The 16,467-nt window shown below is 36.0% G+C and carries 15 protein-coding genes; 6 read left to right on the forward strand and 9 right to left on the reverse strand.

Going from position 1 to position 16,467, the window contains the following annotated elements:
* Position 1: 1 nt before the first annotated feature.
* The 4 genes from NH286_RS04360 to NH286_RS04375 all read right to left on the reverse strand — a co-directional run bounded on the left by NH286_RS04360 (position 2) and on the right by NH286_RS04375 (position 2,923).
* The gene (locus NH286_RS04360) at positions 2 to 1,012 is read right to left on the reverse strand and encodes a sugar ABC transporter substrate-binding protein (protein ID WP_265237193.1); all 1,011 of its coding nucleotides are present in this window, start codon (positions 1,010 to 1,012) and stop codon (positions 2 to 4) included.
* Entirely contained in the window at positions 990 to 1,745 is a 756-nt protein-coding gene (locus NH286_RS04365) for a DeoR/GlpR family DNA-binding transcription regulator (RefSeq protein ID WP_265237195.1), read from the reverse strand. Before NH286_RS04365 ends, NH286_RS04360 begins: the two co-directional genes overlap by 23 nt.
* A 294-nt stretch (positions 1,746 to 2,039) precedes the next feature.
* Entirely contained in the window at positions 2,040 to 2,711 is a 672-nt protein-coding gene (locus NH286_RS04370; RefSeq protein WP_265237197.1) for an IS256 family transposase, read from the reverse strand.
* Positions 2,693 to 2,923: a transposase gene (locus tag NH286_RS04375; RefSeq protein WP_265237198.1), complete on the reverse strand. Its 231-nt coding sequence runs from the start codon at positions 2,921 to 2,923 to the stop codon at positions 2,693 to 2,695. The genes NH286_RS04370 and NH286_RS04375 overlap by 19 nt, the downstream gene beginning before the upstream one ends.
* A gap of 336 nt (positions 2,924 to 3,259) precedes the next feature.
* Here NH286_RS04375 and NH286_RS04380 point away from each other — a divergent pair, with 336 nt between their 5' ends.
* A complete protein-coding gene (locus tag NH286_RS04380) occupies positions 3,260 to 3,436 on the forward strand; it encodes a hypothetical protein (protein WP_265214539.1) in 177 nt (58 codons plus the stop codon).
* 165 nt (positions 3,437 to 3,601) lie between these two features.
* On the opposite strand, the gene NH286_RS04385 is transcribed toward NH286_RS04380, so the two are convergent.
* On the reverse strand, positions 3,602 to 4,078 hold the full coding sequence (locus NH286_RS04385) for a GNAT family N-acetyltransferase (RefSeq protein WP_265237200.1): 477 nt from the start codon (positions 4,076 to 4,078) through the stop codon (positions 3,602 to 3,604).
* A 153-nt stretch (positions 4,079 to 4,231) separates the two neighbouring features.
* Here NH286_RS04385 and NH286_RS04390 point away from each other — a divergent pair, with 153 nt between their 5' ends.
* Positions 4,232 to 5,398, forward strand: coding sequence for a peptidoglycan-binding protein (locus NH286_RS04390; RefSeq protein ID WP_265237201.1), 1,167 nt, complete (start codon positions 4,232 to 4,234; stop codon positions 5,396 to 5,398).
* 85 nt (positions 5,399 to 5,483) lie between these two features.
* Here NH286_RS04390 and NH286_RS04395 read toward each other — a convergent pair whose 3' ends face one another.
* From NH286_RS04395 to thrS, 3 genes are all read right to left on the reverse strand, one after another.
* The gene (locus NH286_RS04395) at positions 5,484 to 6,845 is read right to left on the reverse strand and encodes an MATE family efflux transporter (protein ID WP_265237203.1); all 1,362 of its coding nucleotides are present in this window, start codon (positions 6,843 to 6,845) and stop codon (positions 5,484 to 5,486) included.
* A 69-nt stretch (positions 6,846 to 6,914) separates the two neighbouring features.
* Complete coding sequence (locus NH286_RS04400; RefSeq protein WP_265237205.1) at positions 6,915 to 8,120, reverse strand: ATP-grasp domain-containing protein; 1,206 nt, start codon at positions 8,118 to 8,120, stop codon at positions 6,915 to 6,917.
* A complete protein-coding gene (gene thrS / locus NH286_RS04405; RefSeq protein WP_265237207.1) occupies positions 8,092 to 10,014 on the reverse strand; it encodes a threonine--tRNA ligase in 1,923 nt (640 codons plus the stop codon). The genes NH286_RS04400 and thrS overlap by 29 nt, the downstream gene beginning before the upstream one ends.
* Positions 10,015 to 10,421: 407 nt before the next feature.
* Here thrS and galE point away from each other — a divergent pair, with 407 nt between their 5' ends.
* The 4 genes from galE to NH286_RS04425 all read left to right on the forward strand — a co-directional run bounded on the left by galE (position 10,422) and on the right by NH286_RS04425 (position 13,924).
* Positions 10,422 to 11,447: a UDP-glucose 4-epimerase GalE gene (galE, locus tag NH286_RS04410; RefSeq protein ID WP_265237209.1), complete on the forward strand. Its 1,026-nt coding sequence runs from the start codon at positions 10,422 to 10,424 to the stop codon at positions 11,445 to 11,447.
* A 2-nt stretch (positions 11,448 to 11,449) separates the two neighbouring features.
* Positions 11,450 to 12,373, forward strand: coding sequence for a nucleotidyltransferase family protein (locus NH286_RS04415; protein ID WP_265237211.1), 924 nt, complete (start codon positions 11,450 to 11,452; stop codon positions 12,371 to 12,373).
* A gap of 94 nt (positions 12,374 to 12,467) precedes the next feature.
* The gene (locus NH286_RS04420) at positions 12,468 to 12,941 is read left to right on the forward strand and encodes a PTS sugar transporter subunit IIB (RefSeq protein WP_265237213.1); all 474 of its coding nucleotides are present in this window, start codon (positions 12,468 to 12,470) and stop codon (positions 12,939 to 12,941) included.
* A gap of 116 nt (positions 12,942 to 13,057) precedes the next feature.
* Positions 13,058 to 13,924: a hypothetical protein gene (locus NH286_RS04425; protein ID WP_265237215.1), complete on the forward strand. Its 867-nt coding sequence runs from the start codon at positions 13,058 to 13,060 to the stop codon at positions 13,922 to 13,924.
* A 51-nt stretch (positions 13,925 to 13,975) separates the two neighbouring features.
* On the opposite strand, the gene NH286_RS04430 is transcribed toward NH286_RS04425, so the two are convergent.
* Entirely contained in the window at positions 13,976 to 15,301 is a 1,326-nt protein-coding gene (locus NH286_RS04430) for a hemolysin family protein (RefSeq protein ID WP_106461291.1), read from the reverse strand.
* Between the last annotated feature and the right edge of the window lie 1,166 nt (positions 15,302 to 16,467).

Below are 16,467 nucleotides of genomic sequence, written 5' to 3' on the forward strand. Positions count from 1 at the left end.
TTTATTGCCAATCATCAATAGTCTTTTTTGCCTCTTCAATTGTTACATTGTGAGATGGTAGATAATTTTCCTTTTCTATTTTTTCTCCATTTAATAATTTTAATGCTAATTCTACAGATTTTTCTGCGATTTGTTTAGGAACTTGTGCTGATACCGCTGTAAATTGTCCATCTATTAATGCAGCTTTACCATCAGGAGATGCATCTATTGAATACACTTGAATCTTACCAGTTAAACCAGATGATTGTAGAGCAGCTGCAGCACCTAAAGCAGATGGGTCATTTATAGCAAATATAGCATCTAAATCTTGATTAGCTTGAACTATATCTTCTGTTTTTGTTAATGATTCATCTAATGCTGCTTTACCATCTTGTTGAGCTACTATTTCATATTTGCTATCTTTTTCAATTACAGACATAAATCCAGCAACTCTTTGAACACAACTCTCATTTTCTGGAAAATCTAATATCGCAATTTTAGCGCCATCAGGGTTGTTTTTAACCAATTCCTCAGCAACAAGTTTTCCTGCCATAAATGCATCTGTAGCTACTATAGTTTGAACCAAATCTCTATCATGTTCGATAACAGCTGTATCCACGTTTAGTACAGGAACATTCTTATTGTTTAACTCTTCAAGTCCTCCTCTTATACCTGCTGAATCTACAGGAATAATGAATACTGCATCATATCCTTGATTTGCCGCATCATTAATTTGATTTAATTGAGTGTTTAAATCATAATCTGGGTCAAACATTGTATATTCGATACCTTTCTCTTTGCAAAGCTTTTCATAAACATCATTCATAGCTATTTGGAATGTGTTATTTTGTGTGTTTGTAAGGAAAGCAAATTTAAGTTTTTTGCCACCATTGTCTTCAGTAGCTTCATTACTAACCTCAGCTTTATTACTAACCTCAGCCTTGTTATCTTTTGTTTCGTTATTGCCACAAGCAGTTAATGCTAAAACGCAAAATGCGAAACCAATTATTTTACTTAGTATGTTTTTTTTCATAATTTCTCCTCTTTTCATTAAATTCATTTTCTGACAATTCTGTTATCAATATTGCTTGATCATAGTTGCATATTTTAGAAAAATAAATTTTTCCAATTTTTGATGAATCTGCCAAAATATATGTTTGATTACTCCTTTCGATAACTTTTCTTTTTACTTCAGCCTCGTTTATATCAGGTGTTGTGAATTGATTTTTTCCAATACCATTTGCACCTATGAAGGCTGCATCAAAATTATAATTATCTAAGTTGTCTAGAGCCTCTCCCCCATATATAGCTTTTGTAACGGGTTTTATACTTCCACATATCAATTTTGTATCTACATTATTTCCAATCAGCTTGTCCAAATGCGATACTCCATTAGTGACAACAGTCAAATCATAATCTTTCATATAATCAATTATGTAATTTGTTGTTGTACCTGCATCTAAATATATATATTTTAAATCTTTTAAATATTTGGATGCTTTATTGGCGATGATCCTTTTAGCGTCTACATTTTCAACCTCCTTGTCAATATAGCTTTTTTCCTCAACCTCAATTCTATTTAAGGTAGCTCCTCCATATACTCTATTAACCAATCCTTTCTCTTCTAAGAACTCCAAATCTCTTCTTAATGTTGATTCGCTTACCCCTAATATTGAGATTAACTCTTTGTTGGAAACCGCTTTTCTCTCCTTAAGTGTTGATATTATAATATCTATCCTATTTTCAAAAATCATTTTCATATTCATTATAGCACCATACTTCTTTAAAATCAACCAAACTTCTTCAAAAACGTCTAATATTCTATAATTAATTAAAACGATTTCTCAAAATGATGACAAATTATTCGTAGAATTAACCCACAATTTGGTAAAATATAACCTTCGATAAGTTATATAAAATTTAATAATTAAGTTTGAATAAAATAAAAATCAAGTCCATAATACTGTGTAAATTCTACTAGTACAATATTTACTATTTCATTCTAATATATAATTTAGAAGATGTTATCCAATCCTCATTAATATCAGTGAGGATTGGTCTCAAAAAGCCGACGGGCTAAATATTAAACGCATAGCTGAATCTTCATTAGGAAATATCCTAACTACTTTTTCACGTCTTCTAAGTTCTTCATTTAATCTTTCTAAGCAATTTGTTGATCTAAGTCTGCTATGTATTACATCCTTAGTTAAATAGGCAAAGGCATCTTCAAATCCATCATATAAAGTACTTAAGCAGTTTTGGAATTTCTTTTCGTGCTCACATTTTAAAAATATCTCATATTTCATTTTTCTTGCCAAGTTGATATCTTGGATTATAAATAGTGATTTGATATCAGTTCTAAATTCTCCTGTGTTTTTCCTTGGCGCTTTTGATAGGATATTTCTTAGAAAATGAACCTGGCATCTTTGCCATATTACACTTATGAATGTTTCCTTAATTGCTTTTACTAGACCTTTGTGGGCATCTGATATTACCATTTTTAGCCCAGATAATCCCCTAAATTTTAAATATTCAAAGAAATTCGACCATGAATATTCACTTTCACTAGCACTTAGATCTAGGCCTATGATTTCTCTATTTCCTTTTTTAGTTATTCCTATTGCAATATGACAAGCTTTTGATACTACTTTATTGTTTTCCCTTACTTTTTTGTATACTACATCTACTATTAGGTAGGGATACTTTGTCCCACTTAGGTCGCTATTCTCCATTGTTTTACTTCTTCGTCAAGCTCTTTAGTTAGGGATGATACAAAGGATTTAGAATATGTTTTGCCACACATCTTTTCTATTACCTTGGATACCTTTCTTGTTGATACTACTTGGACATATTTGTCTATAATTGCTGTTAGTAGGAGTTTTTCATTTCTTTGATATCCTTCAAAAAACTCTGTTGAGAATTTGCCATATCTTGTCCTAGGCACTATTAGGATAAGAGTTCCTAAATCTTTGTTGCATAAATACCCATAGAGACTATATTTTAAGCATTAATATCACAAAAAAGTAGATTAATTCATATTGTTTTTACTACTCTTTCTATAATCGGATCAGTAGGAGACTACTGATTTTTCTTTTTAATTTTTTTCGTAGATATATTGGCGCAATTTAGGGCTTCGTTTGTAAAATTTGAAATAAAAATAAAATATTCAGGTCTTAGATAGTACATTATCTTGATAAAGTTATAGCTTTCTGGTATAATATTTGCAAGAGCAAGATATCATGATAAATCGATAGAGATAGAAAAATAGAAAGGACTAATTATGTTCGACATTCAAGAAAACGCTACCAAAAACTATAAGCTTATGGGTCTCCAGCTAGGATCTATGCTTGGTCTATTTGCAAGTCTATCCCTTAAAGATGGCATAGTAGCAGCCTTTATAATATGTTTAGGGCTTGGTTATGGCCTAGGTGCTATCTACGAATCTAATAAAAGATAAGTTTAAAATTAATGATAAATCCTTAAAAGATTTTCACACAAAGAAAGCTAAAATAGAAAACAAAAAATTTGAATATATCCAAATTTTTAGATTACTCTCCATATACCATAATTTTTTCTTAACTTAAAGGTAACTATCCTAGAAAGTGTTTCCCGCTTCTGTTTTCTATATAGCTTTCTTTTTTTGCCCAAATCTTATAAATAAAAGCCCTTTAGCAATTTTTTCTTTTTCAATAAAGCCCAATTTTTTATGTAGGCCAATAGACTTAATATTATCCTCAGCCACTTCAGACCTTAAATATAAGTCTTCAGGGACTCTGCTTATTACTAGGCTTAAAAGTCTTGAACCATAACCCTTTTTTCTAGAGTCTTCTCTTGTTTCAATAGCTTCTATTAAATATCCCCCATCTTCCCTATGAAGTCTAAGGGCTGCTAAGTAATTGTTTTCATCCCTTAAGGTAGCTAGGTAATTTTCTTTATTTGCAAAAAAATCTTTAACTAAATATTGCTTGTAAGCATTTTCTAAATCATCAAGGCTAGGATAAGAAAGCTTATTAAGATTTTCATAATTAGATTCTCTATAGACTTCCATTAGCTTTTCTAAATCGACTTTTTCGACCTTATTTGTAAAAATTAATCCCATATTTATTCTCCATTTATAATTCCACCTATAATTATATTATTTTTGGAAAAATAGAAAAGCTTGAATTTTCATATTGGTTAGGTATAGTCAAACGGTAAACATTTGCAAGTAAAACGCAAACCACTTGCATGAATGAATGTTATAGGAGGAAAAATGACAAACAAAATTAAGTTAGCAAGCCTAGCTCTTGCTCTTTCACTAGTCTTTGTTGGATGTGGCAACCAAGCAGCAAAAGATGCTGGTGAAAAGGCAAAAAATGTAGCAGAAGAAGCTAAGGATGCTGCAAGCGATGCAAAAGATAAGGCAGAAGATGCTGCTGAAGATGCAAAGGATGCCGCTGAAGATGCCAAAGATGCAGCAGAAGATAAAGTAGAGGATTTAAAGGCAAACTTTGAGGGCAAACTTGTCCTAAGACGTAGCCTAGAAGCTCCTCACGGAGAAGGCTCCTTTGCTAGAGTTGCTGTTGTAACTGATGGCGAAAAAATCGTAGATGCAAGCATCGATGAATTCCAATATTTTGACGAAGGATCAGATTTCGTAGCCCTTCCAAACCAAGATTCTGACACAGAATTCAAAAAAGGTGCAAAAGAAGGCAAAATCCTTGGTTCAAAAATTATAAATAGCGAAGCTTATTCTAAGCTTATGACAGAAAAGGCTAAATCAACAGTATCAATCGCTGATAACTACAAAGCTATCCAAGATTTCGCTAAAGGCAAAACCATAGATGAGCTTAAAGAAGTAGTAGATGGCGCTGAAGATGGAAAGGCAATCGATGCTGTAACAGGAGCTACACTTGTAGATACAAAAGGCTACTTACAAGCAATCATCAACACAGCTGAAAAATCTGAAAATGCAGTTGCCTTTGAAGGTGATCCTGCAAAAATCAAACTTCAACAATTCTTTGGTACAGCTGGTGCAAATAATGCTGTAACAGATACATTTGTAGTAGTAGAAGATGGCAAAATTGTCGCAGCAAGCATAGATGAACTTCAATACATCGCAGATGCTGGAGTACCAAACTCTGATAAGAAATTCGGCGAAAACTACGCAGATCCTGCAAAGAAACTTTCAAGCAAACTTGAAAACAACGAAGAATATTCAAAGATGATGAAGGATATGGCTAAGGCTACTAAAAATCTTGACGAAAACTACAAGGCAATCGAAGAATTCGTAGTAGGCAAGACTCCAGAAGAAATCAAAGAAGTAATAGATTCAAACGAAAATGGCAAACCAGTAGATGCAGTAACTGGTGCAACCCTCAATAACACAGTAGGCTACCTAGAAGAAATCTATAAGGCTGCTACAAAAGAAGACAAGTAAATATTCTAAAAATAAGCTAGCAAGCAAATCATAAAGATTCCTTGCTAGTTTTTTTGTAAAAAAAATAGCCCCTAAGGGCTAAATTTTATAATACATCAATTTTATTTCTAATATCTCTCTTTAGGAAGTAAACACAGAAGGTGGAATTTATAAATTCACTTATTACAAAGGCCCACCAAGCTATATTTAGTCTGCCTGTTTTTGTAAATAGGTAAAATATAGGAAGGAGTATTATTACCTGTCTTAAGAAAGACTGGAAGATTGGAAACTTCCAATTGCCAAGGGCCTGGAAGACCCCACCTACCCCAACCACTGATGGGATAGAAATTATAAGGGATAGGGAAACTATCCTAACCATTGGTACACCAATCTCTCTCATGACATCAGTAGCAGCAAAGAGGTCGAAAATCTGATTGGTAAAGACCCACATAAGTATTATTGATAGGCCAACAATCGCAAAAGATGCTGTCATAGAAAGCCTGATTGCTTTTTTTATCCTCTCCTTATTTCTTGCTCCAAAGTTAAAAGAAACTATGGCAAGAAGGGCATTTGATATACCAAACATTGGCATAAAGGCAAAGGACTGGAGCTTAAACATAATACCATAAGCAGCTACTGCAGATGACCCAAACCCATATAGCATGGCATTCATAAAAAATAGGACAAAAGCACCGATACCACTCATTATTATTGATGGAAGGCCTATTGTAAATATTTGACTTAGGATATCTCCATGGAAGCGGAACTTGTGAAATTCAAAATTAACTTCCTTATTTTTATGGGTGTGGAAATAAACACCAACAAGGGCTCCACCCATTTGGCCAATGATTGTCGCAAGGGCAGCTCCCCTTACACCCATGGCTGGAAAACCAAGTAGGCCAAAAATCATGATTGGGTCAAGGATTATATTTATGATGGCACCTGTACCCTGAGTAATCATGGTGTAGACTGTGTTTCCTGTTGATTGAAGGGTCTTTTCAAAAAATATCTGAAAAAATACCCCGCCACAAAATATCAAAACAGTAGATAAGTATTCCTCTGTATATCTAATTATCTCCGGATCTTTGGACTGGCTACTTGCATAAAAGGATGTAAAAAATATAGCAAATAAAACAAATATTCCTGCCGCAAGTACCGCTAAAATCAAGCCGTGAGTTGCCATTTGGCCTACCCTTTTCTTATCATTCATTCCTAAATACCTTGAAATAAGGGCTGCAGATCCTACTCCTATACCAACTGCCACAGATATCATTATATTCTGGACCGGAAAACACAAGGATACTGCTGTTAGGGCCTTTTCAGATAGCCTTGCCACAAATATTGAGTCGACCAGGTTATAAACTGATTGGACCAAAAACGAAATAATAATCGGCAAAGACATAGAGAAAAGAAGCTTGCCAACAGGCATGGTCCCCATTCTGTTTTCTGTAACTTTTGTTTCGCTCATAAAACCTCCTTTTGTTTTCTTTACAAGATAAAGAGATAGCCGCATTTTTTTGCTTCTATCTCTTCAAGCTTAGTCAAATAATTCTTTTTCTTGCCTTTTTAGGGCTTCTTTAACTTTCAAACTTCTCATAAAACCATCATCCATCTTGTTTATGATGTGGATGGCTGAGTTATCATTTCTTTCTTTCTTGTCAAACTCTTCTAATAGTGAAGGATCTACATGGCTTCTTGCCACATCCTTGTTGATAGCTGTAAGCATAAAAGGCCTTTTGGTCCTCTCGCTAACAGATTTGCCTAAAATTAAATCATCTGTAGCTATCTTTATGAGATTGACCCCGCCTAGGGTTGAATAATAGAAGGTCCTGCCTTGTCTAATATTCATCTCCAGGATATAAATCTTACCACTTTGGCTATCTTTTTTAAAGTCTAAATTGAAAAGACCCTCATAAGATATCTTAGTCACAATTTCCTCTGCTAGGTCATACATAGCTTTTTCGTCATGGTCAACCTGGACTAGGTGGTTGCCTACCCACATAGGACGCATGTCTGATAGGAGATTTCTAGCTAGTACCATTGATATAGACCCATCCTTTGCCCTATATCCGTTTAGGGAATATTCGCTACCCTGGCCACCGTGGATAAATTCTTGGACAATGACATGGCCTTGGTAGTCACTGTCGTAGATATTTTCTAAAACATCTAGGGCTTTTCTTTTATCCTTTACATGGTAGCCTTTTTGCTTAACTTTTATATCGCTTGCTATGAAATCATCATATTCATCAGCCTTTAGGAAAAGCTCGCCATCAAGGTCTAGGTCCTTCCAATTATCCCTTGCTGCCCTAAAGGTCTTAGGGTATGGTAGGCCAAATTTTTTCAAAAGCTTGTAAAATTCAGACTTTTTGATTAGTTTAGCAGCTTCTTCTGGATTTGGATAAGGAACTCGATAAGAAAAGTCAAGCTTATCTATATTTCTTAGGAGCAAGTCTACATAATGCTCTGTTGGGGCGAAGAAGATAAAATCTTCCTCATCCCTTTCCTTAGCCAAATCATTTAGGGTTTTGACAAAGACCTCATCATCTGATGAAAAGTCCTTTGCTGTATATATATCTGCTATTTTTGACTTATAGAAGGGCACAAGGACTGCAGATCCTGCGACTATTGGCTTTTTGCCATAGGCCTCATAAAAGGACCTGGCCACCGAGTAGGAGTTGTGGTCTGTGCCTAGGATTATAGCATTATAGGTCATATTAATAGATAGATTCCCTTGATTTTTCATCTCTTTCCTTAGAAATTTGTGAGATGAAGTCTTCTACTTTGACATCTTTAGTTTCTTCGCCGTCTCTGTTTCTTACAGTTAGTAGGCCTGATTCGATTTCTTTTTCGCCTACTACTAGCATGTAGTTTGCTCTCATCATTTGAGCAGCCCTAATCTTATAGCCTACTCCCTCGCTTCTTGCGTCTACATTTACCCTAAAGCCAGCTTCTTTGATTTTGTCTGCTAGTTCATTTGCCTTATCTGCAAACCTATCTGCTACAGGGATGATTGTTACTTGTCTTGGGTTAATCCAAAGTGGGAATCTTCCTGCAAAGTGTTCTGTTAGGACACCGATAAATCTTTCGACAGAACCAAGTAGGGCCCTGTGGAGCATTACTGGACGTTTTTTAGAACCATCTTCATCTACATATTCTAGGTTGAAGTTGGCTGGTAATTGGAAGTCAAGCTGGATTGTACCACATTGCCATTCTCTCTTAGCAGCATCTAGTAGGTGGAAGTCAATTTTTGGACCATAGAAGGCACCATCGCCTGGGTTTATTTGATATTCTATATTTCTTTCTTCAAGGGCAGCCTTTAGTTGGTCTTCAGCAAAGTCCCAATCTTTGATATCTCCCATGAAGTCATCAGGTCTTGTAGATAATTCTATTGTGTATTTAAAACCAAATGTTGAGTAAAGAAGGTCTGCTAGGTCAATCATTTTGTAAACTTCTTCTTTGATTTGGCTTGGAAGACAATAAACGTGTGCATCATCTTGAGTGAATGTTCTTACCCTAAATAGGCCGTGAAGAGTACCTGAAAGCTCGTGTCTGTGAACTTGGCCAAATTCTGCAAGTCTTATTGGTAGGTCCCTATAAGAATGTTGGTTAGATGCATAAGTTAAGACTGATCCTGGGCAGTTCATTGGCTTGATTGCGTAATCTTCATCATCTATTTTTGTAAAGTACATATTTTCCTTGTAGTGGTCCCAGTGGCCTGATTTGTGCCATAGGGCCTCATTTAGGATAAGTGGTGTTTTAATTTCTCCATAACCATTCTTATCAAGAACACCCCTCCACCAATCAAGGAGTTCATTCATTAGAATCATGCCGTTTGGATGGAAGAATGGGAAGCCTGGTCCTTCTTCATGGAAGGCAAATAGGTCCATTTCCTTGCCAATCTTTCTGTGATCACGTCTTTTGATTTCTTCTTGTAAGAGTTCGTATTCTTCTAATTCTTTAGCCTTTTCAAAAGATATACCGTAGATTCTTTGAAGCATGGCCTTATCAGAATCTCCTCTCCAATAAGCACCTGCTATAGCCTTAAGCTTGATTGCCTTAATTTTCTTTGTTGATACAAGGTGTGGTCCCCTGCAAAGGTCTGTGAAGGCATCGCCCATCTTATAAAGAGTGATTAGTTCATCAGCTGGTAAATCTTCTATAAGCTCAACCTTATAGTCTTGGCCCTCTTCCTTAAAGAGCTTAAGGGCTTCATCTCTTGAGACTTCAACTCTTTCTAGCTTAAGGTCTTTTTTGGCAATCTCTTTCATCTTCTTTTCAATTTTTTCTAAATCTTCTGGAGTAAATCTGTGTTCTAGGTCCATGTCGTAGTAGAAACCATCAGCTATGGCAGGTCCTATAGCAAATTTTGTCTCAGGCCATAGCTCTTTGATAGCTGCAGCCATGACATGGCTTGATGTATGCCAGAAGATTTCCTTACCTTCTGCATCTTCAAATTTAACAACTCTAAAGTCGCTATCTTCATTGATAGGCTCTTCATAGCCCATAACTTTTCCATTTACAACAGCACCGACTGCTGCCCTATAAAGTCCTTCAGAGATATCCTTTGTTACATCTCCTACCAAGACTCCACTTTCATATTCCTTAACTGATCCGTCTGGTAATTTAATTTTAATCATAATTTTCTCCTTATTTTTCAGATAGGCCCAAAATCAAAAAATCCTGATACCCCAAAGGGATATCAGGACGAAAGATTCGTGGTTCCACCTAATTTTAAACTCATTGAAAGCCTTATCGCAGCCATACGTCATGCTTATCTCACATGAAACTCAGGGTTGGTAGTGAATAAATTTATCAAAGCCTTGCACCTTCCGGCTCCTCTCTGTAGGTAAAATCTTATCCAAAGTCCCTTCATAGTCTAATATATGATTTCATTTTACTCAAAAGGAAAAAATTTGCAAATTATTTTAATAAAACTAAGATTATTTTTTCATAATCTTTCTAAACCTTTCATATGGATTTAAAAGCTTCAAAATTTCTTCACATTATAGTATAATTGTATTATATATAAGAGAAAGGTAGAAATATGAAAAAGGTATTAATAACTGGAGGATGCGGCTACATAGGTAGTCATATAGCAGTAGAACTTTTAGCCAAGGACTACGGAGTTGTAATTTATGATAATCTCATAAATTCTTCAACTATAGCCCTAGATAGGGTCGAAGAAATTTCTGGCAAAAAGCTAACATTCTATGAGGCAGATGTTCTTGATAAGGATAAGCTCATAGAAGTCCTAAAAAATGAAAAAATAGACGTGGTAATCCACTGCGCAGCCCTTAAGGCTGTAGGAGAATCTGTTAAGAAGCCTCTAGAATATTATCATAACAACATCACAGGGACCCTCTCCCTCCTTGCAGCTATGAATGAAGTAGGATGCAAAAATATAATCTTCTCATCATCAGCCACAGTATATGGAGACCCAGAAGAGGTACCTGTAACAGAAGACTTCCCAAAAGGCGAATGCACCAACCCTTACGGCTGGACTAAGTCAATGATGGAACAAATCATGACTGACCTTTACACATCAGATCCTTCTTGGAAGGTAGTATTACTCAGGTACTTTAACCCAATCGGAGCCCACAAGTCAGGAAAAATTGGAGAAGACCCACAAGGCATTCCAAACAACCTCCTCCCATACATCGCCCAGGTAGCAGTAGGAAAACTTGACTATTTAAGAGTCTTTGGTGATGATTATGATACAGTCGACGGAACTGGAGTTAGGGATTATATACACGTAGTAGACCTTGCCAAGGGCCATGTCCTAGCTTGTGATAAGATAGATGAGCTAAAAGGTGTTGAGATAATAAATCTTGCCACAGGCAATGGCTACTCAGTCCTTGAGGTCCTAAGAGCCTTTGAAAAGGCATCTGGCAGAGAAATCCCTTACAAAATCGTCCCAAGAAGGGAAGGAGACATAGCAAGAACCTACGCAGATGCCTCAAAGGCCTACAGACTTCTTGGTTGGAAGGCAGAAAATGGAATCGATGAAATGTGCGAAGATTCTTGGAGATGGCAAAAAAATAACCCAAATGGTTATGAAGAAAAGGAGTAATAATGAAGACAAGTCTAGTGGTCCTTGCCGCAGGCATAGGATCAAGATACGGAGCAGGCATCAAGCAGCTAGCCAAGATGGATGAAAATGGTTATACAATCATAGATTATTCAATCTTTGATGCAATCGAGGCTGGCTTTGACAAGGTAGTCTTTATCATAAGGCGTGACATAGAAAAAGACTTCAAAGAAGTAATAGGCAATAGGATAGAAAAAATAATCGAAGTAGAATATGCCTACCAAGATATGAATCTGCCAGGAGGCTTTGAATCTCCAAAGGCAAGAACCAAACCTTGGGGCACAGTAGATGCAGTATTATCTACAAAGGGCCTTGTAAAAGAGCCATTTCTTGTAATAAATGCAGATGATTATTATGGCAAATCAGTCTTTAAAGACCTCCACGACTTCTTAGTAAAGACTCCTGCGGATCAAAATGGCAAGCTTCAAATCGCCATGGCAGGCTATAAGATTAAAAACACCCTATCAGACAACGGCACAGTCACAAGAGGAGTATCTTTAGGAAACGAAGATAACAAGCTAGTAAAAATCATAGAAACCCACGAAATCTCTTATGATAAAGAGACTAAGACCTTCTCATCAAAGGAAAATCTAGATTCTGACATCCTTAACCTAGAATCTTTAGTATCAATGAATCTCTGGGCATCCTTCCCTAAGTTTATAGACCTAGGCGAAGAGCACTTCATAAAATACCTAGAAAAAAACAAGGACAATCTTGAAAAATGCGAATACGTCCTACCAGAAATGATAGATGAACTAATAAGAAGTGACAAGGCAGAAGTAACGATAATCCCAACAAGCGAAAAATGGATAGGAATCACCTACAAAGAGGATTTGGCCCTAGCTCAAGAAGCCTTCAAAAAGATGCTAGATGATGGACTCTATCCAGAAAATATATGGTCTAAGTAAAAATAAATTTGAATTAAATTATAAGTGATATATAGTATTTGTGAAATTATAAAATTAATTAAGCAATCATTACAAAATAAACAAGGAGGCTAAAATGGCAGAAATAGTATTTGTAAGAATCGACGACAGACTTCTACACGGACAAGTTGCAAGAAGCTGGGTAAAAGAAGAAGGCGCTAACCTAATAGTAGTAGCAAATGATAGAGTAGCAGAAGATAGAGATACACAAAAGCTAATGAACATAGCTACCCCACTTTACGCTGACTCAAGATTTCTAAGCGTTGAAAACCTAATCGAAAAAATAAAAGATGACCACGACGGCAAAAAGGTACTAATCCTAGTAGAAGGCCCAGAAGATGCCCTAAAACTACTAGATGCTGGTCTTGATATCAAATCAATCAACGTAGGAAACATGAGAGAACTACCAGGCAAAGAAAAGGTAATCGACGATGTCTTTGTAGATGCTGAAGATAGATCAAACTTTAAGAAAATCCACGATAAGGGAGTTAAGCTTGACCTAAGAATCCTATCAAGTGATGAATCTTCTGACGAAAATCTATTATTTTAATTTTAAGGCCAATCCAAAAGGATTGGCTTTTTTGTGCCCATTTTAAGATGAAAGGCCCTCAAAAGAAGATTTTTCAAGCCTTTATGGTAAAATAAGAATAAGTTCAAGGAGGATATATGAGAAAAATTAAAAACTTACTAGCCCTAGGCCTATGTGTACTAGCACTTTCAGCCTGTGCTAAAAAAGAAAAGCCTAAGGCTAATGTAAAAAAAAATACAGAAAATAAGCTAGAAAGTGTCATGCTAAAAGATGACATAGGAGATGCTTGGCTTAAATACACCTTTATAGACAAAAATATAAAAGATGAAGACAAAGCCTTCGTTTTAAGCGTCCTAAGACTTGTCGATGAGAAAAGAAGCGAGGAATTTTCAAACCTTTTAGCCGATGATTATAGAAAGCTAATGGATAATGATAAGATTGCCGCATCCTTTAAACCGATAGATGACTACGGCCACATAGGCGGAATAAAGGCTATAACAAACGAAACAAGCGAGACTACAGATGATACCATAATAAGGGTAATAAGCATAAATGAAGAAGGAAGCTTGGAATTTATCTTAGTTAGGAATAAAGATGGCAAGCTTACAAATTATCAAATAAGCCCATATTCCTTCGAAAAAGAGCAAAAATACATGACAGAAAAATACCAAGACGAGCTCCAAAAGGCCAACAACCTAGTAAATTTAATCTACAACCAAAGAAAAGAAGAATTTGACCAGGAAACTCCAGATTTGGCAGATAAGGAAGAAATCTACCAAGCCTTACAAGAGGCCTTCGATGAAGCTGGCGAAATCACAGGCATGGAATACCAATTCCTATCAAACCCAAACCTTAAAGACCTAAAGGATAAAAAAGACATGGTAAATATCTTCATAACAGCAGTATCAAAAGATAAGGACAACCTAGAATTGCTCTTTGCCTTTGATCAGGAAGGTAAATTAAAATCCATAATCCTAAAACCTAACCTAGAAGCAGAAGAATAGAAAAAAAGTCATTGCACAAACCTAGCAAAAGCTAGACAGGCAATGACTTTTTTATTCCTCTTCTTTTTTATCTTCATCTTCCTTCAATTTTCGAATCCTACAGGCCTTAATCCTATTATCTTCCATATAAAGAATTTTGATCTCGTAGCCATTATAGATAATAGTCTCCTTGGCATCCTTTTCTGGAATATAGCCAAGCCTATCTATAATAAAACCGCCGAGCGAATCGTAGTTTTCATTTTCTTCATCTATATCAATTGGAATCTTCTCATTTAAGTCCTTGATACCAATAGAAGCCTTGACCACAAAGACATTCTTGTTATTAATCTTGATATCAGGAATATCATAGTCAAAGGAATCCTCCATATCTCCTACAATCTCCTCGATCAAGTCTTCCATAGTCAAAACTCCAGAAAATCCACCATATTCATCGATAAGAATAGCCATATGGATGTGGTTTTTTTGCATATCAGAAAAGAGCTTGTCAGCTTCAATCTTATCAGGAGCAAAATGAGCCGGTCTTAAGATATCTTTAATATTAACATCACTAAGGCCAACCTTAGTAGCCTCCAAAAGATAGTCCTTGGTATAGATAATACCCAAAATATTATCCACATCATCCTCATAAACTGGAATCCTATTGTGTCTAATTTTGACAAACTCCTCAAGGAAAGTCCTATCCTTATCATTAATATCAATCATAAAGACATCAGTCCTTGCAGTCATAATCTCCTCAGCCAGGATATCATCAAAACTCATGATAGAATGAATCATCTTAGACTCCATAGGTCGAATAATTCCCTGGTCTTCTCCAATCTGGACAATAGATTTAATCTGCTCGCCAGTAACTTCCCTTTGTATATCCTTAGCCTTAATCCCAAAAATCTTCATAATAAAATTGGTAATAAGGTCGGTAAACTTAACCAAGGGACTAGTAAGGAGAATAACAAGCCTAGCAAGGCCGCTTGCCCCTGAAGAAAGGGCCATAGGATTTCTAACCCCAAACCTCTGCGGAATCTTGTCTACAAAAATTATCTTAATAATGATATAGGCAATAATTGTAAAAAACAAAACAGAAGAATCTGAAATAAAGGAAGCAAGCAGAGACATATCCCTTATCCTCTTAGCCAAAAAGGCGAGGGTAGTAAGGGATAAAAAAGCATTAATCATAGCAAAAGACTGATTAAGCCTATCCTGATCGGTAACAAGCTTAAAAAGGCTAGCCGCCTTATCATCCCCTGACTCAGCCGCCTCCCTAAGCTTAGCTCCATTAAGGGAAATAAGCGAAGTATGTAAGCTAGTCAAAAATCCATTTAATAAAATTAATCCAATTGTAACTAAAATCGTAATCAAACTGTGGTAGGGCCCAGTTTCCATAAAAATCTCTCCTTATTGTAAAATAATCAATTACTATAACTATATCAAGTGTTGGGGCTAAAGTCAAAGGCTTGTTTTATCCAAGATAAATTATTTTAGGGGGCTTTCCCCTAAAACCCCTTTTTTATTATTTAATATAATAATTTTTCGCTTTATTATCCAAGATAATATTATTATAAGCTTTAATTCTTCGTTATTTTATCTCATAATGAATTATTTCTATATACAATTGAATCTTCGTCTCAAGGGGGAGCCCCAAGGAGCTTTTCTTTTAGTGATACAATATCATATGATATTTTTCTTCGTACCTTTATCTTTTATTAAATGATTGTCATCAAGCTGATGACTCCGCCAAAGGGGGAGGGCCAAGGACCCTTTCGCATGGGTCCTCATCGCCCTCCCCCTTACACCCCCTCTTCGTTACACCCCGCAAGCGACTCTTGCAGAGGGCAAACTGAAGATTGCCCATGGCAATCTTCTTTGTCAGACCTGACTGCTATTCATCCTTGTGCAAAATCTATTATTTCAAATCTCGTCAGCTAAAAATTTAGATTCACTTCACTTCGTTTCGTTCAACAAAATTTTCTTAACGCTTCCTTGATTTAAAATAATTTACGATTTTATTTATGAAAGTCTTAGTGCCTTTTTTCCTAGTTCCTCTTATTGCAATGTTTGCGAGAGCAAACGAGCCTTAAACCTATTATGACGTTAATATTCTCTCAGAATACAGTACCATTCTCCCAAGGTCGAGAGATTTTGTAAATGGAGATGCCGTTAAGAAAATCTCCTGACGCACGAGTAAAAATAAAAATTCTGTAACTACTAAGATGTAGAGTGTATACAAAACATAAATTTAGGCTAGATTGAGATTTTTAGGCATCGGAATGTCAAAATCAGTAAGGATATGGATAGCTAATACAAGGAATTTTGTCTACCAAGAGTGGCTTGCCGAAGGCAAGCTTCTGTTCATGCTCCCCGCTTTAGGGGCCGCCTGGGGGTGTAACGGGGAGGGGGTGCAAGGGGGAGCCCGATAAGGGACTATGGTACCCCCAAAAAGTTGTAGCTCAATTTCTTACAATACAAATATATTATAGATTGATGGTGGCCCTTTTCTATAGAAAAGGGCGATTTATCAAGATAATATACTGATTTTTTCTTTCGACCTA

The sequence above is a fragment of the Anaerococcus sp. NML200574 genome, from assembly GCF_026131665.1.
Classification (GTDB): Bacteria; Bacillota; Clostridia; order Tissierellales; family Peptoniphilaceae; genus Anaerococcus; species Anaerococcus kampingae.

Coding starts and splice junctions, on each gene's coding strand:
- NH286_RS04365 (WP_265237195.1), bottom strand. CDS start 1,745: ATGAATATGAAAATGATTTTTGAAAATAGGATAGATATTATAATATCA.
- NH286_RS04385 (WP_265237200.1), bottom strand. CDS start 4,078: ATGGGATTAATTTTTACAAATAAGGTCGAAAAAGTCGATTTAGAAAAG.
- NH286_RS04415 (WP_265237211.1), top strand. CDS start 11,450: ATGAAGACAAGTCTAGTGGTCCTTGCCGCAGGCATAGGATCAAGATAC.
- NH286_RS04400 (WP_265237205.1), bottom strand. CDS start 8,120: ATGAAAAATCAAGGGAATCTATCTATTAATATGACCTATAATGCTATA.
- NH286_RS04360 (WP_265237193.1), bottom strand. CDS start 1,012: ATGAAAAAAAACATACTAAGTAAAATAATTGGTTTCGCATTTTGCGTT.
- thrS (WP_265237207.1), bottom strand. CDS start 10,014: ATGATTAAAATTAAATTACCAGACGGATCAGTTAAGGAATATGAAAGT.
- NH286_RS04425 (WP_265237215.1), top strand. CDS start 13,058: ATGAGAAAAATTAAAAACTTACTAGCCCTAGGCCTATGTGTACTAGCA.
- NH286_RS04390 (WP_265237201.1), top strand. CDS start 4,232: ATGACAAACAAAATTAAGTTAGCAAGCCTAGCTCTTGCTCTTTCACTA.
- NH286_RS04430 (WP_106461291.1), bottom strand. CDS start 15,301: ATGGAAACTGGGCCCTACCACAGTTTGATTACGATTTTAGTTACAATT.
- NH286_RS04420 (WP_265237213.1), top strand. CDS start 12,468: ATGGCAGAAATAGTATTTGTAAGAATCGACGACAGACTTCTACACGGA.
- NH286_RS04395 (WP_265237203.1), bottom strand. CDS start 6,845: ATGAGCGAAACAAAAGTTACAGAAAACAGAATGGGGACCATGCCTGTT.
- galE (WP_265237209.1), top strand. CDS start 10,422: ATGAAAAAGGTATTAATAACTGGAGGATGCGGCTACATAGGTAGTCAT.
- NH286_RS04380 (WP_265214539.1), top strand. CDS start 3,260: ATGTTCGACATTCAAGAAAACGCTACCAAAAACTATAAGCTTATGGGT.
- NH286_RS04370 (WP_265237197.1), bottom strand. CDS start 2,711: ATGGAGAATAGCGACCTAAGTGGGACAAAGTATCCCTACCTAATAGTA.